Source organism: Arthrobacter sp. Dra40 (genome assembly GCF_059091905.1).
Window position 1 is genome coordinate 1 of the sequence record NZ_JBNHHB010000022.1, and the last position, 17,593, is coordinate 17,593.

Annotated in this window: 15 protein-coding genes and 1 pseudogene; 6 read left to right on the forward strand and 10 right to left on the reverse strand. The window is 67.3% G+C overall.

Annotated elements, in window-relative coordinates; genetic code table 11:
* The first annotated feature begins 47 nt into the window (after positions 1–47).
* Complete coding sequence (locus AC5RWT_RS12120) at positions 48–2,276, forward strand: NADP-dependent isocitrate dehydrogenase (protein ID WP_494080424.1); 2,229 nt, start codon at positions 48–50, stop codon at positions 2,274–2,276.
* Between the two features lie 102 nt (positions 2,277–2,378).
* Here the strand turns inward: AC5RWT_RS12120 and AC5RWT_RS12125 are convergent, their stop codons facing one another.
* Entirely contained in the window at positions 2,379–3,470 is a 1,092-nt protein-coding gene (locus AC5RWT_RS12125) for a Gfo/Idh/MocA family protein (protein ID WP_494080425.1), read from the reverse strand.
* Positions 3,471–3,626: 156 nt separating this feature from the next.
* On the opposite strand from AC5RWT_RS12125, the gene AC5RWT_RS12130 reads away from it, so the two are divergent.
* Positions 3,627–4,235: a hypothetical protein gene (locus AC5RWT_RS12130; protein ID WP_494080426.1), complete on the forward strand. Its 609-nt coding sequence runs from the start codon at positions 3,627–3,629 to the stop codon at positions 4,233–4,235.
* Between the two features lie 262 nt (positions 4,236–4,497).
* On the opposite strand, the gene AC5RWT_RS12135 is transcribed toward AC5RWT_RS12130, so the two are convergent.
* From AC5RWT_RS12135 to AC5RWT_RS12175, 9 genes are all read right to left on the reverse strand, one after another.
* Entirely contained in the window at positions 4,498–5,688 is a 1,191-nt protein-coding gene (locus tag AC5RWT_RS12135; protein WP_494080427.1) for a glycoside hydrolase family 26 protein, read from the reverse strand.
* 73 nt (positions 5,689–5,761) lie between these two features.
* Positions 5,762–6,646, reverse strand: a complete 885-nt coding sequence (locus tag AC5RWT_RS12140; RefSeq protein ID WP_494044544.1) for a carbohydrate ABC transporter permease — start codon at positions 6,644–6,646, stop codon at positions 5,762–5,764.
* Entirely contained in the window at positions 6,646–7,551 is a 906-nt protein-coding gene (locus AC5RWT_RS12145) for a carbohydrate ABC transporter permease (RefSeq protein WP_364646745.1), read from the reverse strand. Before AC5RWT_RS12145 ends, AC5RWT_RS12140 begins: the two co-directional genes overlap by 1 nt.
* Positions 7,552–7,646: 95 nt before the next feature.
* On the reverse strand, positions 7,647–8,927 hold the full coding sequence (locus tag AC5RWT_RS12150) for an ABC transporter substrate-binding protein (RefSeq protein ID WP_494080428.1): 1,281 nt from the start codon (positions 8,925–8,927) through the stop codon (positions 7,647–7,649).
* A gap of 147 nt (positions 8,928–9,074) precedes the next feature.
* Positions 9,075–10,295 carry an ROK family transcriptional regulator gene (locus AC5RWT_RS12155; RefSeq protein ID WP_494080429.1) on the reverse strand — a complete coding sequence of 407 codons (1,221 nt, stop codon included), beginning with the start codon at positions 10,293–10,295 and terminating at the stop codon, positions 9,075–9,077.
* Between the two features lie 123 nt (positions 10,296–10,418).
* Entirely contained in the window at positions 10,419–10,952 is a 534-nt protein-coding gene (locus AC5RWT_RS12160) for a gamma carbonic anhydrase family protein (RefSeq protein WP_494080430.1), read from the reverse strand.
* Positions 10,953–11,046: 94 nt separating this feature from the next.
* Entirely contained in the window at positions 11,047–11,658 is a 612-nt protein-coding gene (locus AC5RWT_RS12165; protein WP_494080431.1) for a class I SAM-dependent methyltransferase, read from the reverse strand.
* Between the two features lie 77 nt (positions 11,659–11,735).
* Positions 11,736–12,596: a formyltetrahydrofolate deformylase gene (gene purU, locus AC5RWT_RS12170; protein ID WP_494044550.1), complete on the reverse strand. Its 861-nt coding sequence runs from the start codon at positions 12,594–12,596 to the stop codon at positions 11,736–11,738.
* 5 nt (positions 12,597–12,601) lie between these two features.
* On the reverse strand, positions 12,602–13,705 hold the full coding sequence (locus AC5RWT_RS12175) for an FAD-dependent oxidoreductase (RefSeq protein ID WP_494080432.1): 1,104 nt from the start codon (positions 13,703–13,705) through the stop codon (positions 12,602–12,604).
* A gap of 309 nt (positions 13,706–14,014) precedes the next feature.
* On the opposite strand from AC5RWT_RS12175, the pseudogene AC5RWT_RS12180 reads away from it, so the two are divergent.
* The 4 genes and pseudogenes from AC5RWT_RS12180 to AC5RWT_RS12195 all read left to right on the forward strand — a co-directional run.
* Positions 14,015–14,691: pseudogene (locus AC5RWT_RS12180) on the forward strand (S1C family serine protease); the annotation flags it as partial.
* Between the two features lie 21 nt (positions 14,692–14,712).
* Positions 14,713–15,090, forward strand: coding sequence for a S1C family serine protease (locus tag AC5RWT_RS12185; protein WP_494080466.1), 378 nt, complete (start codon positions 14,713–14,715; stop codon positions 15,088–15,090).
* A gap of 246 nt (positions 15,091–15,336) precedes the next feature.
* Positions 15,337–16,617 carry a serine hydroxymethyltransferase gene (gene glyA, locus AC5RWT_RS12190; protein ID WP_494044553.1) on the forward strand — a complete coding sequence of 427 codons (1,281 nt, stop codon included), beginning with the start codon at positions 15,337–15,339 and terminating at the stop codon, positions 16,615–16,617.
* Position 16,618: 1 nt separating this feature from the next.
* The gene (locus tag AC5RWT_RS12195) at positions 16,619–17,518 is read left to right on the forward strand and encodes a bifunctional methylenetetrahydrofolate dehydrogenase/methenyltetrahydrofolate cyclohydrolase (protein ID WP_494080433.1); all 900 of its coding nucleotides are present in this window, start codon (positions 16,619–16,621) and stop codon (positions 17,516–17,518) included.
* The last annotated feature ends 75 nt before the right edge of the window (positions 17,519–17,593 follow it).

Here is a 17,593-nt window from a genome sequence, read left to right on the forward strand (position 1 = left end):
TTGAGTAAACACTGAAGACCCACTTTTTGCAGGGAGACGCCTCACCCATGGCCAAGATTATCTATACCCACACCGACGAAGCGCCGATGCTGGCCACGTATTCGTTCTTGCCGATCGTTGAGGCCTACGCCTCCACGGCGGGTGTGGAAGTGGAGACCCGCGACATCTCGCTCGCCGGCCGGATCATCGCCGTTTTCGGCGACTACCTCACCGCCGAGCAGCGGATCGGCGATGCCTTGGCCGAACTGGGCGAATTGGCCAAGCAGCCGGAAGCCAACATCATCAAGCTGCCGAACATCAGCGCTTCCGTACCGCAGCTGAAGGCGGCCATCAAGGAGCTGCAGGAGCACGGCTATGCCCTGCCGGACTACCCGGACGATCCCTCCTCCGACGAGGAGAAGGACATCCGCGCCCGCTACGACAAGATCAAGGGCTCGGCGGTCAACCCCGTGCTGCGCGAGGGCAACTCGGACCGCCGCGCGCCGCTGTCCGTCAAGAACTACGCCCGCAAGAACCCGCACAGCATGGGTGCCTGGACCGCGGACTCCAAGACCAACGTGGCCACCATGGACGCCGACGACTTCCGCTCCAACGAGAAGTCCGTGGTGATGCCGGCCGACGGCAAGATCAAGATCCAGCTGGTGGCCGAGGACGGCACCGTCACGGTGCTGAAGGACTCCTTCCCGGTGCTGGCCGGCGAGGTCATCGACGGCACCGTGATGCGCGCCGCCGCCCTGGACGAGTTCCTGGCCGCCCAGGTTGCCCGTGCCAAGGAAGAAGGCGTGCTCTTCTCCGCGCACCTGAAGGCCACCATGATGAAGGTCTCCGACCCGATCATCTTCGGCCACGTGGTCAAGGCCTACTTCTCCGAGCTGTTCGAGACCTACGGCAGCAAGCTGGCGGCAGCCGGCCTGAGCCCGAACAACGGCCTGGCTTCCATCCTGAACGGGCTGGATGCGCTGGAGCCCGAGGACCGCAAGGGTGTCCAGGAGCTGATCAACAAGGGCCTGGACCAGGGCCCGGCCATCGCGATGGTGGACTCGGACAAGGGCATCACCAACCTGCACGTCCCCTCCGACGTGATTGTGGATGCGTCGATGCCGGCCATGATCCGCACCTCCGGCCACATGTGGGGACCGGACGGCCAGGAAGCCGACACGCTGGCCGTGCTGCCGGACAGCTCCTACGCCGGAATCTACCAAGTGGTGATCGACGACTGCCGCGCCAACGGCGCCTACGATCCCACCACCATGGGCACCGTTCCCAACGTGGGCCTGATGGCCCAGGCCGCCGAAGAGTACGGCAGCCATGACAAGACTTTCGAGATCCAGACCGCCGGCACCGTGCAGATTGTGGACGGGGAAGGAACCGTGCTGATCGAGCACCACGTGTTCCCGGGCGATATCTGGCGCGCCTGCCAGACCAAGGACCTGCCCATCCGCGACTGGGTGAAGCTGGCCGTGACCCGCGCCCGCGCCAGCCAGACTCCGGCCGTGTTCTGGCTGGACGAGACCCGTGCGCACGACGCCAACCTGATCGCTAAGGTGACCGAGTACCTCAAGGAGCACGACACCGAGGGCCTGCAGATCGAGATCATGTCCCCGGTGGACGCCACCGCCTTCACCGTGGAGCGCATCCGCAAGGGCGAGGACACCATCTCGGTGTCCGGCAACGTGCTCCGCGACTACCTGACCGACCTGTTCCCGATCCTGGAACTGGGCACCAGCGCCAAGATGCTCTCCATCGTGCCGCTGATCAACGGCGGCGGCCTGTTCGAGACCGGTGCCGGCGGCTCCGCTCCGAAGCACGTCCAGCAGCTGCTCGCCGAGAACCACCTGCGCTGGGATTCGCTGGGCGAGTTCCTGGCCCTGGCAGTGTCCTTCGAGCACCTGGCCACCAGCACGGACAATCCCCGCGCCCAGATCCTGGCCGACACGCTGGACGCAGCCACCGGGACGTTCCTGCTGGAGAACAAGTCGCCCAAGCGCAAGGCCGGCGAGCTGGACAACCGCGGCAGCCACTTCTACCTGGCCCTGTACTGGGCACAGGAGCTGGCCAAGCAGACCGCCGACACTGAGCTGGCGGCGGCCTTCGCAGGCATTGCCGCCGAGATGGCCCAGAACGAAGAGGCCATCGTCGGCGAACTCAACGCCGTGCAGGGTTCCCCGGTGGACCTGGCCGGCTATTACCGGCCGGACGCGGCAAAGGCCGCCGAGGTCATGCGCCCGTCCGCCACGCTGAACCGCATTGTGGCCGCGCTGGCCGAAGCGGTCTAACCGGAGCCGGGCGGCACAGCCCGGCGCCAGGCCCTGAAGAACGACGGCGGCCGGCGCACCTTCCGCGTGAAGGTGCGCCGGCCGCCGTCGTGCTGTGGGGGCTCAGTCCGCTACCGGGACCGCACGGTCGTTGGCATAGCTCACGCCCAGCTGGGCGCGCACGCCGTCGAAGAGCCGCATGGTGTCCACGGTGTCCGCCCACGGCATGGTGGGGCTCTGTTGCAGGCCGGCCTGGATGCAGCGGGTGACCTCCCGCAGTTCAAAAACGTAGCCGTGGCCTACGGTTGTGAAGGTTTCCACCCGCGCCTCGCCCAAATGCGGCTCGATGGTCAGCTCGGTGGGGTGGTGCAGCGGCGCATTGCTCCTCAGCCAGCCGCCGGTGCAGGCCACCGTGGCCGTGCGCGGCGAGGCCGCCTGCAGCGAACAGGCCAGCTGCGCCTGCGCGCCGGAGCCATAGCTGAGCGTCATGGCGTTCTGGGCGTCCACGCCGTCGTCGTTGACCAGGCCGGTGGCGGAGACCGTCTGCGGGAAGCCCAGCGTTCCCAGCGCCCAAGTCAGCGGATAGACGCCCAGATCCAGCAGCGCACCGCCGCCGGCGGCGGGGTTCCAGAGCCGGGCTGCCGGGTCGTAGACGGCGGGAAACCCGAGGTCGGCCTGCACCCAGCGGACCTCGCCGAGCTCGCCGGAGGCCAGGATCTCCCACGCGCGGTTGATGATGGGCAGGAAGCGCGTCCAGACGGCTTCCATCAGGAACAGCCCGCGGTCGGCGGCCAGTTCCGTGAGCTCCAGAGCTTCCCGCGCATTGATGGTCAGCGACTTTTCACACAGCACGTGCTTGCCGGCCTCCAGGGCGCGGCGGGCGATCCCGTAATGCTGGCCGTGCGGCGTGGCCACGTAGACCACGTCCACCTCCGGGTCCGCGAAGAGCTGGTCGTAGCCGGCACCGGCATCGCCGTCGAAATAGGCAGTGGCGAAGCCGAAGCGCCGCTGGAAGGCCACGGCGTTGGCATGGTTGCGCGAGCTGACGGCCTGCAGCACGGCATCGGCCAGCCGGGCGAGGTCCTCGCTGACCAGGGTGGCGATGGCCCCGGTGGACACCACGCCCCAGCGCAGCGGCCGGCCGGTGGCCTGGAGCGGGCCGGGCGAGCCGGGCGCGAGACAGGGCGGCGGCGCGATGCGGGGCAGTGGTGTCATGGCTCCATCTTGGCCGCCTACCGGTTGGGACGTCCATGGGGACGGTCAACCTGTGTCCCTTCCCTCCGTGCGGCACGGGCGGCCTACCGGTGCCGACCTATCGATGGTACAAAGTAAGCAGGCTCAGTAATTCCCCAACGAGAAGGAGCCCGCACCATGGATACAGGCATGATCATTGGAATCGTCGTCGCGGTAGTCGTCATCCTGATCATCATCGGAGTCATTGTCTTCTTTGCGCAGAAGCGCAGCAAAAAGCGGAAGCTCGAAGAGCAGGAAGAGCACCGCCAGCAGGCGGCGGAGATGCGGCAGGGCGCGCAGGTGTCGTCGGTGGAGGCGCGGGAGCGCGAGGCAGACGCCATGCAGGCGCAGGCCGAAGCGCAGCGCGCGGACGCCGAGGCAGAACGGGCCAAAATTGAAGCCGACCGCCTGCGCCAGGACGCCGAACTGCGGCAGCAGGACGCGCAGGGAATCCGGCGCGAGAGCGAGGAGACGCTGCGCAAGGCCGATGACCTGGACCCGGACATCAACACCAAGGACCGTGATCGCCGGTCGGACCGCCACCGCAACGACGACGCCCAGCGCGGCGACAACGGTACCGATCGTGGGGCAGACACCGATACGACCCGTGGCACGGACCCGGGTATGGACACCACCCGCGGGGGCGATGCTTCTGCCGCACAGGGCGACGCGGCCGGCCGCCCCATCGACGACCCGCGGTATAACGACGACCCCCGCCGCGGCGAAAGCGGCAGCCACAGCATCTAGGCGGAAGCCGACCGCTCCGGCGCCCGACGGCTGGCCCTGCTGAGCGTCGGCAGAAATCAGCAGGCAGCCGGCCGCGCCGGTCCGGCCCTGCAAGCGGGCCGGACTTTCGGTTTGCCGCAGGGTCACATAGGCAATGATGGCCCACATCACTCCGCAGCCCACGAGGGCCACAGCCATCAGGAACAAGGCCACGGGGTTGCTGCGAGCAGCCGGAGCAAGGTTTCTTTAGCAATGACGTGCGGCCAGTGGAACGTTGACGGACTCAGGATTCGGGCACGCAGGGTTGCGGCTGTTCGGCGAACCGGAACCACTCCGGTAGGTCCGCGGTGAAAGCCCCGGCAAGGGCGGAAGTGCCGGTGGAGCGCCAGTCCACCACGGCGTCGACCTCTACCTCGTGCTTGTTCCATTCGAACCAATTGACCATCTTCAGCTGCGGGTAAACCTCGGGGATGCGCGGATCGAACAGCTGACGCCACCAGGCCTGCTTGATTGCCAGTTCCTTGGCACCGGCCCGGCCGGGGATGCTCAACGCTGCTGTTTCGGGAACTGCTACAGGTTTGCCGCGTTCCGTGCCGTACTCGGCGTAGAAATCAGGGACGGGCAGGTCATTGCCACCACCGCCGTTGTACGTCCCGGTCAGCTGCTGCAGGAATTTTCCGTCCTCCGGCACAACGTTGGCACCCCAGGGGTAGGTGTTACCCCAGTGGTAGAGCGACATTCCCACCCAGTCGACAGCCTCGTCGCCCGGGTAGTACGGCGCGTAGGGATCGTCATCGCCGGTGATCGTCCCGTCCTTGTTAGTGTCCAGGTCCAGGAAGTCCTGGCTCTGCGGCTCGGCCTGGTGCTGTCCGCCGGCAAACGGATAGCCGCCACCATAGTTGGGGGCCCACATGGTGGCGCTGCCCGGGGCAATACGGTGGATCGACTCCGCCACCCGACGGAACGCTGCCTTGTACGCATCCGGCTGCTGGCCCCATTCGTACCAAGAGCCGTTCATCTCATGGGCGAAGCGTACGATGACGGGCACGCCGGCCCGGTTGTAACGGTCAAGAGTGGTTGCGAGATCATCCGAGACTTGCGACGTCACCGCTGCCAGTCCGGCCCGCGGCTCGAGGGTCAGGAGCAGGATTCCGCCTTCCGTCCTGACCTGTTCAAACGCTGACTCCAGGTTCGCCGCAGCATCGCTGCTCAGCGGGAAGGAAGCGAAGCTGACAACCACAGCCGGCCTGCGGCCCAGGGCCTTGCCGTATTCCTGCAGCGTCTCCTGCTCCCAGTCTAGGTTCACGCCGGCGAGCACACCGGATGCCGGGGCCAGCGCTGCACCGTCGCGGGCAAGGCAGTCGGCAACAGAGGGGGCCGCGGCGGATGGTGCAGGATCGACGGAACAGGCGGAAAGCCCCAGGAGCAGCACCACTGAAGAGACAGCCGTTTGGCACACCCGGTTCGAAGTCACGCTCCCCATTCTTCAGCAAGAACCGCCGCCGACGGTTTAGCCCCGGCCAACGCGCCGCACTGGACCGCCGTGGTTATCCCTTGACCGACCCGCTCATCAGGCCGCCGACGAAGTACTTGCCCAGGATGATGTAGACCAGCAGCGTGGGCAGCGAGGCGATCAGCGCGCCGGCCATCGATGCGGCGTAGTCGGTCAGCTGCCCGCCGGCCAGGAAACTCAGCGCGATGGTGACCGGGCCGTTGGAACCGGACGAGAAGAACGCGGCGAACAGGTAGTCGTTCCAAGCCGAGGTGAACTGCCAAATCAGCACCACCACGAAGCCCGGGGTGGAGATCGGCAGGATCACCGAGGCGTAGGTGCGCAGCAGTCCGGCGCCGTCCATCCGCGCGGCTTCGATCAGCTCCGACGGTACGGACTCGTAGTAGTTGCGGAAGATCAGCGTGCAAATGGGCAGGCCGTAGACGATGTGCAGCACCAGCAGCGAGGGGATGCCGTTGGGCACCCCGAGGCCCTGCATCAACTGGGTCAGCGGGATCATCACGGCCTGGTAGGGGATGAACATGCCGAACAGGATCAGCGTGAAGACGACGTTGGCGTACGGGAAGCGCCAGCGCGAGAGCACGAAGCCGTTCATCGAGCCGAGGAAAGCGGAGATGATCGATGCCGGAATGACCATGGCGAAGGTGCGGCCCAGCGCCGGGGCCAGGGTGTCCCAGGCCTTGGCCCAGCCCGCGGTTTCCCATGTGGTGGGCAGGAGCCAGGCGGTGGAGGGATCGGCGTCGGACGGGCCCTTGAAACTGGTGATGAACAGGACGTACGCCGGAATCAGCACCACGAACACGAACAGCAGCAGGATGGCGTATTTGAGCGTCCGGTTCATCCGCTGCCGGCCGGTGCGCGGCGCCGGCGGACGGGGCTTGGCGACCTCGACGGGCGGCGGGACGGTTGCGGTGGTCATCAGCGTTTCTCCTGCCGCGAGGTGTAGACGAGGTACGGCACAACCACCAGCGCCACGAGCACCAGCATGATGGTGCCGATGGCCGCCGAGTCGGCGTAGTCGCTGCCGATGTACTTGACCCACATCATGGTGGCCGGGACCTGTATGTCGTACGTGTTGGCATCCGGAACGATGGCGCGGATCAGGTCGAACAACTTCAACGACATGTGGCCGATGATGATGACGGCCGAGAGCATCACCGGGCTCAGTTGCGGGAAGATCACGTGCCGGTAGAGCTTCCATTCGCTGCAGCCGTCGATCCGCGCCGCTTCGCGCAGTTCTTCCGGGATGCCGCGGAAGCCGGCCAGGAACAGGGCCATCACGTAGCCGGAGAGCTGCCAGATGGCCGGCACGGCGATGGCAGCAATGCCCCAGTTGGGGTCCGACCACCAGCTGTTCTGCAGGAAACCGAGCCCCACGCTGTCCAGCAACCGGTTCAGGCCGGTGGTGCGCTCCCCGCCGGACTGGTCGGTCTGCAGGCTGGAGAGCAGCCAGCGCCACACCACGCCGGAAGCAATGAAGGAGACGGCCATCGGGAAGAGGTAGACCGAACGGAAGAACCCCTCGCCAAAAGCGGGCCGCTCCAGGATCCAAGCCCAGAGGAAACCGAAGATCAGCGTGCCGGCCAGGAACACCACGGTGAGCAGGAGCAGGTTGCGCAGCGCGTGCTGGAAATCTGCGTCCCCGAACAGCCGGAAGTAGTTCTCCAGGCCGACGAAGTCCGACGACGGCCGGGCGGTGTGCTGATTGGTCATCGAGATGCGGACGTTTTCCGCAATCAGTGCATAGACGAAGACGGCCAGCAGGACGAGGGTGGGGGAGATCAGGGCCAGCGCCGGGCCCCAGGTCTTGACTTTCTTGAACATGAAATTCTCCTTGTGCCGCCGCCGGCACACCGGGTGGGACGTGGAAGGGCGGGCGCGGGGGTTCTGCCGCGCCCGCCCGTCCGGGGGTGTCCTGGTTACTGCTGGAACTTCTCGGCGATGGACGCCGCGGATTCCTGCAGCGCCGCCACATCCTGCGGACCGCCGAACTTGCTCACCGCGGTGCTCAGTTCGTTCAGCCAGGCCACGGGGACTGCGGCACCGTGGGCCAGTGAGGACACGATCGTGTCAGATGAGAAGTCCTCGATGGCGCTCTTCTGGTACTCGCCGAACTTGTCGGACGGCACGTCCGTGCGGGCCGGGATGGAGCCCTTCGCCGCGTTGAAGGCCTGCTGGCCGTCAACACTGGAGATGGTGGTCAGCCACGCCTTGGAGCCGTCGGGGTTCTTGGCGCCCTTGGGCAGCGTGAACGAGTCCGCCAGGAAGTCGAAGACGCCGTCGGTCCCGGGGGTCGGGAAGTAGACATAATCCTCGCCGGGCTTCTTGCCGTCCTGGGAGAACTTGGCTTCGGCCCAGTCGCCCATCACGTTGTAGGCCGCTGCGCCGTCCTCCACCAGTTGCGTGGCCGGACCCCAGTCGCTGAGGGTGTCACGGTCGGAGTTGGTGTAGCTGAGCGCCTTCTTGTAGTTCTCGATGGCCTTGGTGACGTCTGCGCCGGCCCAATCGGTGGTGCCGTCCCAGAGTCCGTTGTAGCCTTCGGCGCCAAGGGTGGCCAGCAGGATGTTCTCGAACAGCTGTACCTGGGTCCAGGTGCCGGCCACGGCCAGCGGGGTGGTTCCGGACTCCTTGATCTTGTCCATGTCCGCGAACCAGGCGTCAAGGTCGGCCGCCGGCTTGTCCGGGTCAAGGCCGGCCTTCTTGAGCACGTCGACGTTGGCCCACACCACGTTGGCACGGTGGATGTTCGACGGAACGGAGTAGATCTTGCCGTCAACGGTGAGGCGGTCCAGCAGGTCCTTCGGGAAGGCCTCGTTCAGCTTGGCTTCCTCGTAGAACGAGGTGAGGTCTTCGAGCTGGTCGGCGGCGATGTAGTCCTGCAGCTCGGCGCCTGCGTGGGCCTGGAACGAGTCCGGCGGATTGCCCGACTTCAGGTTGGCGGCCAGGACGCTCTTGGCCTGGCTGCCGGCGCCGCCGGCGACGGCAAGGTTGTCGAACTTCAGGTCCGGGTACTGCTCGGAGAAGATGTCCACCAGTGCATCCAGCCCGACCTTCTCGGAACCGTCCGCCCACCAGGTGAAGACTCCCACCGAACCCGTCGCTTCTGAGGGGTTGGCATCCTCAACCGCGCTTCCACCGCCGCAAGCGGACAGGAGCAAACCTGCAGCCGCAACGCTGGCGAGCATAGCTATGCGTCGCATAACGCCTCCATCAATCAACAGTCTGTGGCCACGGGGTCTGCATGACCCGCACACGGATGTGTGGCTTGAAGGAAGTTAACTCCGTCACACACCTTGTCGTCAAGAGTTGAACGCAAAGCGTTACCCAACTGTCGGTCGGCGGCGCGCTTAGGCGAAGGGCAGCTCGGCCTGCTGCAGCACCAGCGTAGCGGCCCCCAATGCCTCTGCGCGGCTGCCCAGGGTGGACATCGCCAGGTCGGTCGATTCGCCGACGATCGGCACCACATGACGCAGCAGCCCGCGCCGCACCGGGTCCAACAAGATGCTGCCGAGGCCGGTGAGCGGGCCACCGACCACGATGAATTCGGGGTTGAGCAAGTTGCAGACGTTGGCCAGTGCACGCCCCACCGCCAGACCGGCATCCTCGATCACGCGGAGGGCGGCCGGGTCGCCGTCCAGGGCGATGCGGACTATATCCTCCGTGCCGATCGGGGCGCCGCGGCCGTGGCTGAGCAAATCGATCATGGTGGACGTAGACGCGACAGTCTCTAGGCAGCCGCGGTTGCCGCAGCGGCAGATCACGCCGTGTTCGGCCACGGTGGCGTGGCCAACCTCGCCCGTGACCCCGATGTGGCCGTAATACAGTTCGCCGTTGAGGACCAGGCCCGCACCAATACCCGATCCGATTTTCAGAAAGAGCAGATTCTGGGCGTGCTGGTACGGGCCCCAGCTGACCTGCGCGAGCGCGCCCAGATTGGCGTCGTTGTCCACGAAAACGTCGGCGCCGAACCGTTCCTGCAGCCTTGCGAGTAGGTTGATGCCCACCCATTCAGGCAGGATGGCACCGTGGATCACGGTGCCGGTCCGGCGATCGATCGGCCCAGGGATTCCGGCACCGACGCCAAGCACCGCGCCGGGGGAGACGGAGTTTTCATCCAGCAGCCGCTGGACCAGCCGGGCGGCGGCGTCAATGCCCTGCTCGGCGTCGTGGCCGAGCGGCAATTCGACGGCATCCGCGGCGAGCACCCGGTGGTCCAGGCTCACCAGCACAACCTGCACGTGCCGGCGGCCGAAATCCACCCCGACGGCGACGGCGCCGCGGCCGTCGATCCGGACCGACAGTGCCCGACGGCCCGAACTGGTGGTCGGTGCGGTGCTGACCAAGCCGTCTTCGGCCATCGCCTTGACGATGTTGGACACGGTGGCGGTGGATAGGCCGGTGTGCCGGGACAGCTCCGCCTGGGTCAGCGGGCCGCGGGCCATCAACGCCTGCAGGATTCGTTGGCTGTTCCGCCGGCGCAGGGCGCCCTGGGAGCCAGGCCGGTGCTGGGCGCCTCGCGGACCGGAGGGCGACGAGGCCTCAAGAGTGGACGGCGGTTCAGCTGACATACATAAAAGCGTGCGCCAGCTGCAGCTTGTAGTCAAGAAGTTAACGCAAGGTGGTCTCGATTGCGACGCTGGCGACGCCGGCGACGCCGGCGCCGCCGCGGGGCACCGGACGGCGTGGGGCGCCTACTGCTCGGTGGCGTCGTCGATCGCGTCGCGGTGCAGGGCAGCGAGCTCCACGTAGCGGGAGGCGTTGTCGAGGACGGATTGGTACTCTTCCTCGGTCAGCTCGCGGCGGACCTTGGCAGGGACGCCGGCCACGAGGGAGCGCGGCGGAATCTGCGTACCCTCCAGCACGACGGCGCCGGCTGCCACCAGCGAACCTTCGCCCACTACGGCACCGTTCATGATGGTGGCGCTCATGCCGATCAGGCAGTTGTCCTCGACGGTGCACCCATGGATCACGGCGGCATGGCCGACACTGACGCCGGCGCCGACCGTGCAGGGGAAACCGGGGTCGGCGTGCAGGACCACGTTGTCCTGCAGGTTGCTGCGTTCGCCGACCCGGATGGGAGCGGTGTCACCGCGGACGCTCACGCCATAGAACGCGCTGGAATCAGCGGCCAGGGCCACGTCCCCGCTGAGCGTGGCCGTGGGCGCAACAAAGGCAGACAGGTCGACGGCCGGCAGCATGCCGGCAATGGTGATGATGTGGGCCATGGCACCAGCCTAGCCAGTCGGCGGCGCTTCAGCGGGTGCGTGACAGACGTGCCGTGCTGGTATCTGGCCCGTCGCCGTGCCGGTATCTGCCCGGTCAGGGCTTGGTCACGATGAAGAACTGGTAGTGCCGGCCAGTTCCCGGCCGGTCCCAGGTGGTGAAGCCGGAGACCAGCCCGTGCTCGCCGAAGAGCCGACGCACGGTTTCGTCGCGGCGGCGGCTGAAGAAGCGGTTCTGCTGGATCTCGTCGTCCGCAACGGTGACCTCCTCGTCGTCGCCGGACCAGAGTCCGACCGCCAGCGGAGCGCCCGCGGCCAGGACGCGCATCGTCTCGGCCAGGACATCCGGGAGGTCCCGATCGGGAACATGCAGCAGCGTGCTCATGGTCCAACCGGCCGAAAACGTGCCGCTGGCGAACGGCAACTCGCGCACCGAGCCGACCACCGCCTCCAAATTCTTGGCACGGGCAATCCGGACGTTTTCCTCGGACAGGTCGACGCCGGTGTAGCGGATGCCCGCGGCCTTGAACGCCAGCCCGTCCGCACCCGTGCCGCAGCCGATCTCCAACACGCTGTGCCGGTGCGCCGCGACGAGGGACGCGATGAACGCCTGCCTGGCCTCGTCCCTCTTCGGATCCCGAGCACGCCGGTCGCGGGCGGGAGCCTGGCGGTCATAGAACGCCTTCAGCTCCGGCTCATGGTTGCCCATCCGTCGAGAGTACGCCCTGGGTGGGCCGCGGCACAGGGCCGAGCACCGCCGTCGTGATCAGCGGTGCCCGGGACGGGCTAATTGAAGACGACGGTGCGGTTTCCGTCCAGCAGCACGCGGTGTTCGGCATGCCACTGCACCGCGCGGGCCAGCGCCCGGGCTTCGACGTCGCGGCCCAGCGCCACGAACTGCTCGGCGGTATGAGAGTGGCGGACCGGGATGACTTCCTGGTCGATGATGGGGCCCTCGTCCAGGTCCGCGGTGACATAGTGCGCGGTGGCGCCAATGAGCTTCACGCCGCGGGCATGGGCCTGATGGTAGGGCTTGGCGCCCTTGAAGCTGGGCAGGAACGAGTGGTGGATGTTAATCGCCTTGCCGGCCAGTTCGGTGCAGAGTTCGTTGCTGAGCACCTGCATATAGCGGGCCAGGACCACCAGTTCCACGTCGTGTTCTGTGGCCAGGTCCAACAGCGCCTGCTCGGCCTGCGGCTTGGTGTCCGGCGTGACGGGAATGTGGTGGAAGGGGATGCCGTAGAACGAAGCCAGATCGGACAGATCCGTGTGGTTGGAGACGATGGCGGGGATCTCGATCGGCAGTGTGCCGGAGCGCTGCAGGAACAACAGGTGGTTCAGGCAGTGTCCCGACTTCGATGCCATCAGCAGCGTGCGCATCTTGACGCCCTCGCGGCGCAGCTTCCAGGTCATGCCGAACTCCTGCGCCACCGGCTGCAGCCGGTCGTGGAGCTCTGTGTAGGACTGGTCGGTGCCCACCGCCACCCGCATGAAGAAGCGCCCCGACTGCGGGCTCTCATACTGCTGCGATTCCGTGATGTTCCCGCCGGCCTGTACCAGGGCGCCGGCAACGGCATGCACTATGCCGGGGCGGTCCGGGCAGGAAAGCGTGAGGGTGTAGGCGGTGGGAGAGGCGGCGTCAGTCACGAGTCCTAGGCTACCGGCTGTCGTTCCGCTTCGGCGGCAAGACGCTTGGTGGCCGAGATGGCGGCGGCGCGGCCGGCGCGGGTGGCACCGACCGTGGACGCGGAGGCGCCGTATCCGACCAGGAAAAGGCGCGGTTCCTTCACCACGGAGACGCCGTCCTCGGCCATCATGATGCCGCCGCCGGGTTCGCGCAGCCGCAGCGGCACCAGATGGTCCAGCGACGGCCGGAAACCGGTGGCCCAGAGGATCACATCGACGTCTTCGGTGGACCCGTCGGCGAATTCGACGCCATGCTCCGTGATCCGGGCCAGCTTGCCCCGCGAGACGAGGACGCCGGCTTCAATGCCCTGCTGGTAGGTCTCGGTCAGCGGCAGGCCGGTGGCGGCAACCACGCTGAGGGTGGGCAGCCCGGCACGGGTGCGTTCGTTGACTCGGCGTTCCACGTCAACGCCCCACTCCTTGTCGAACGGGGTGGCGGTGAAGTCGGGTGCGCGGCGGGTGGACCAGAGGGTGTCGGCCCCGGCGGCATCCAGTTGCAGCAGGAACTGCAGCGCGGAGGTGCCGCCGCCGACCACCAGCACGCGCTGCCCGCGGAACTCGCCGGCCGACCAGAAGTCCCGGGTATGCAGCTGGCGGCCGCGGAAGGTTTCCTGCCCGGGGTAGTGCGGCCAGTACGGCTTGTCCCAGGTTCCGGTGCCGCTGATCACCGTGCGTGCCAGCCACTCGCCGGTGTCGCTGCGCACCCGCAGGAGGTCACCGTCGTCGTCAATGGAGGTGACGCGGACGGGGCGGTGCACGGGCAGCTGGAACTGCTGCTCGTAGGCACCGTAGTAACGGCGGACGACGGCGGAGGACGGCTCATGCGGGTCCGGAACCCCTAGCGGCAGACCGGGGAGATCGTGCAGGCCGTGCGCGGCGTCGAAGGTCAGCGAAGGCCAGCGGTGGCGCCAAGCGCCGCCCGGGCCGTCATTGGCGTCGAGCACCACGAAATCGCGTTCGGGATCCAGCCCGCGGCGGGCCAACTGGTAGGCGGCGCTCAAGCCAGCCTGGCCGGCGCCGATCACCACGGTCTGCAGCTGATGACCGCTGCCTGTCGCCTGGTCCGCCACGATGCTCCTTTATTTTGTTGACACTTCAACTTCTATGGACTGCAACGGCGGCGGGCAGCAGGGTATTCCGGCGCGGGCCGGGCGGGCCGGGGCGCCGGGCGAGCAATACGGCGAGCCGAGCCGGGCGTAGCGCGTCCTGGCCGAGGTGACGGGTGCGGGGCGGGCGGCACAACGAGCCGAGCCGGGGCGTAGCGCGTCCTGGCCGAGGCTGGAGTCGGGCTGTCTCCGGCGCTGGCTGTTACCGCGGCGCCGTTTTCTCCTGACCCCGTTGGCGCTAGGGTGGCAGCAGCGATGACGGAAGGCCGTGCCATGACGCATCTGGAACGTCACAACCCGCTGCGCAGCAGCCCCCGGCGGGTCCTGCTGGCCGCCGCAGTCATCATTGCCTTGGCCGGCTGCACCGGCGGCGGCAGTTCGGGGCCGACCGCGAGCGGCGGGGCCACCCAAACGCAGGGCGGCGCGGCCGGGCAAACCGGGGGAGCGCAGCCGGCCGGTGGCATTCCCGGCATTGTGGAGAGCGTGCAGCCGTCCGTGGTCACGATTTTCACCAAGGGTGGCTTGGGCAGCGGCGTGGTCTATTCCAAAGACGGCCTGATCCTGACCAACGAACACGTGGTCGGCGACAGCACCAAGGTGGAGGTGGCCTTTGCCGATGGACAGCGCAGCTCCGGGCAGGTGCTGGCGACGGACACGGTGTCCGATCTGGCATTGGTGCGGACCGGGCGCGACGGGCTCCCGGCCGTCACGTTTGCGCCGGCGCTGCCGAGGATCGGCGAACTGGCCGTGGTGATCGGTTCGCCGCTGGGCTTCGAGAATACTGCGACGGCGGCATCATCTCCGGCCTGCACCGTTCCATTCCGGGCTCGTCCTCGTCCAGTCTGGCGCTGGTGGACTTGATCCAGACCGACGCCGCGATCAGCCCCGGCAACTCGGGCGGCGCCGCCGTCAATTCGCAGGGCCAGTTGGTGGGCATCAGCGAGGCCTATATTCCGCCGGAGGCAGGCGCGGTGTCGCTGGGCTTCGCCATTCCTGCTGCAACCGCCAAGGAAGTTGCGGGGGAGCTGCTCAAAAACGGTGTCGCCAAGCACGCTTTCATGGGGCTGGCCCCTGCCACCATCACCCCCGAGATCGCACAGCAGCTGGGGATGCCGCAGGCCGGCGGCGTCGTGGCGCTCAATGTTACCAACGGCGGCCCGGCCGACAAGGCGGGAATCCGGCCTGGAGACGTGCTCGTGAGCGTGGACGGAGAGGACCTGGAAACGGCCGAGGACCTGCTGGCCGTCCTGCGGAAGCACGATCCGGGCGATGTGGTCACCGTGGAAATCCGCCGCGGCAGCGACACCAGCACGGTGAAGGTCACGCTTTCGGACCGGCCGACGGGGTGACTGGCTGTTAGGATTGGCTCGCCGCAACTGGCGTTAGGTGGGACACCACCAGGAAGCGGCAGCAGGCGCGGAGATCATCGATCACCGCTCCTGCAGATGCAGACCACGGATCGCACGCCTGGGACGTAAGGTCACGTTTGGGCCGGAGTGTGTCCGGAGCTGGTAACGCGTCATGCGTGCGGTATCTGCACCCGGTAATCTGGCCTGTAGCAGTGAGATAAGCCCACCACCCAGGAGATTCTCCCCGTGACTTCCACGCCCTCTGTGACCGATCTGCCGTTGTCCCAGGTTGATCCTGAAATCGCCGCTGTGATCGGTGCCGAACTCAGCCGCCAGCGCGACACCCTTGAAATGATCGCCTCCGAAAACTTCGCGCCGCGTTCGGTGCTGGAAGTCCAGGGCTCGGTCCTGACCAACAAGTACGCCGAGGGTTACCCGGGACGCCGCTATTACGGCGGCTGTGAGCACGTAGACGTCGCGGAAAACCTGGCGATTGAGCGGGCCAAGTCGCTCTTCGGCGCGGAGTTCGCCAACGTCCAGCCGCACGCCGGCGCCCAGGCCAACGCTGCCGCCCTCTCCGCCCTCATCCAGCCGGGCGACAAGATGATGGGCCTGTCGCTGGCGCACGGCGGACACCTGACGCACGGCATGAAGCTGAACTTCTCCGGCAAGCTCTACCAGGTGGCCGCCTACGAGGTGGACCCGCAGACCTTCCGGGTGGACATGGACAAGGTCCGCGAGCAGGCCCTGGCCGAGCGCCCGAACGTGATCGTGGCCGGCTGGTCCGCCTACCCGCGGCAGTTGGACTTCGAAGCCTTCCGCTCCATCGCCGATGAGGTCGGAGCCTATTTCTGGACCGACATGGCGCACTTCGCCGGGCTGGTCGCGGCCGGGCTGCATCCGAACCCGGTGCCGCATTCGGACCTCGTCACCTCCACCGTTCACAAGACCCTGGCCGGGCCGCGTTCCGGCGTGATCCTGGGCAAGCAAGCCTTTGCCAAGAAGGTCAACTCCGCGGTGTTCCCAGGCCAGCAGGGCGGCCCGCTGATGCATGTGGTGGCGGCCAAGGCCGTGGCCTTCAAGATTGCCGCCGGCGAGGAATTCAAGCTGCGCCAGGAACGCGTGCTGGAAGGCGCCCGGATCCTGGCCGAACGCCTGACCGCCGCCGATGTGGCCGAGGCCGGCGTTTCGGTGCTGACCGGCGGCACCGACGTGCACCTGGTCCTGGTGGACCTGCGCAACTCCGACCTGGACGGCAAACAGGCCGAAGACCTGCTGCACGAGGCCGGCATCACGGTCAACCGCAATGCCGTGCCGTTCGATCCTCGTCCGCCGATGGTCACCTCCGGCCTGCGCATCGGTACCCCGGCGCTGGCCACCCGCGGCTTCGGCTCCACCGAATTCACCGAGGTCGCGGACATCATCGCCACCGCGCTCAAGGGCGGGGCAGACGTTGCCGCGCTGCGCGCCCGCGTGAAGAAACTGGCCGACGACTTCCCGCTCTACCCGGGCCACGAGGAGTGGTGATATGAACCTGTACTCAACCCCGCCGACGTCGCGCGTGCTGGACGGCAAGGCGACCGCCGCGCAGATCAAGAGCGAACTCACCGAGCGGGTCTCGGCGCTGAAGGCCAAGGGCGTCGTGCCCGGCCTGGGCACCGTGCTGGTCGGGGACGACCCGGGCAGCAAGTGGTATGTGGGCGGCAAGCACAAGGACTGCGCCGAGGTGGGCATCGAGTCCATCCGCCGCGACCTGCCGGACACCATCTCGCAGGAGGAACTGGAAGCGGTCCTCGACGAGCTGAACGCGGATCCGGCCTGCACCGGCTACATTGTGCAGTTGCCGCTGCCCAAGCACATCGACACCAACCGCATCCTGGAGAAGATCGATCCGGCCAAGGACGCCGACGGGCTGCACCCGACGAACCTGGGCCGGCTGGTGCTTAACGTGGGCGGGCCGCTGGACTCGCCGCTGCCTTGCACCCCGCACGGCTGCGTGGAGTTGCTGCTGCGCCATGACATCGAACTGGCCGGCAAGCGCGTGCTGGTGGTGGGCCGCGGCGTCACCGTGGGCCGTCCGCTGGGGCTGCTGCTGACCCGCAAGACGATCAACGCAACGGTGGTCCTGGCCCACACCGGAACCCTGGATCTGGCCGCGGAACTGCGGGAGGCCGACGTCGTCATTGCCGCCGCAGGGATGCCGCACATGATCAAGGCGGTCGACCTCAAACCCGGTGCCGTGGTGCTGGACGTGGGAGTGAGCCGGGTCGAGGACGAAGACGGCAAGGCCCGGGTGACCGGCGATGTGGAGCCCGAAGCCCGCAACGTGGCCAGCTGGCTCTCGCCCAATCCCGGCGGCGTCGGCCCGATGACCCGCGCCATGCTGCTGGCCAACGTGGTGGAAGCCGCCGAACGCCAGGCGCGCTAAGCCCCCGGCAAGGCTTAGCGCCGAGGAGGGCCGTACCCGCCTTAAATCGCGGGTGCGGCCCTCCTGCATGACTGC

Coding starts and splice junctions, on each gene's coding strand:
- AC5RWT_RS12165 (WP_494080431.1), bottom strand. CDS start 11,658: ATGGGCAACCATGAGCCGGAGCTGAAGGCGTTCTATGACCGCCAGGCT.
- AC5RWT_RS12150 (WP_494080428.1), bottom strand. CDS start 8,927: ATGCGACGCATAGCTATGCTCGCCAGCGTTGCGGCTGCAGGTTTGCTC.
- AC5RWT_RS12120 (WP_494080424.1), top strand. CDS start 48: ATGGCCAAGATTATCTATACCCACACCGACGAAGCGCCGATGCTGGCC.
- AC5RWT_RS12195 (WP_494080433.1), top strand. CDS start 16,619: ATGAACCTGTACTCAACCCCGCCGACGTCGCGCGTGCTGGACGGCAAG.
- AC5RWT_RS12155 (WP_494080429.1), bottom strand. CDS start 10,295: ATGTCAGCTGAACCGCCGTCCACTCTTGAGGCCTCGTCGCCCTCCGGT.
- AC5RWT_RS12125 (WP_494080425.1), bottom strand. CDS start 3,470: ATGACACCACTGCCCCGCATCGCGCCGCCGCCCTGTCTCGCGCCCGGC.
- AC5RWT_RS12140 (WP_494044544.1), bottom strand. CDS start 6,646: ATGACCACCGCAACCGTCCCGCCGCCCGTCGAGGTCGCCAAGCCCCGT.
- AC5RWT_RS12160 (WP_494080430.1), bottom strand. CDS start 10,952: ATGGCCCACATCATCACCATTGCCGGCATGCTGCCGGCCGTCGACCTG.
- AC5RWT_RS12130 (WP_494080426.1), top strand. CDS start 3,627: ATGGATACAGGCATGATCATTGGAATCGTCGTCGCGGTAGTCGTCATC.
- AC5RWT_RS12145 (WP_364646745.1), bottom strand. CDS start 7,551: ATGTTCAAGAAAGTCAAGACCTGGGGCCCGGCGCTGGCCCTGATCTCC.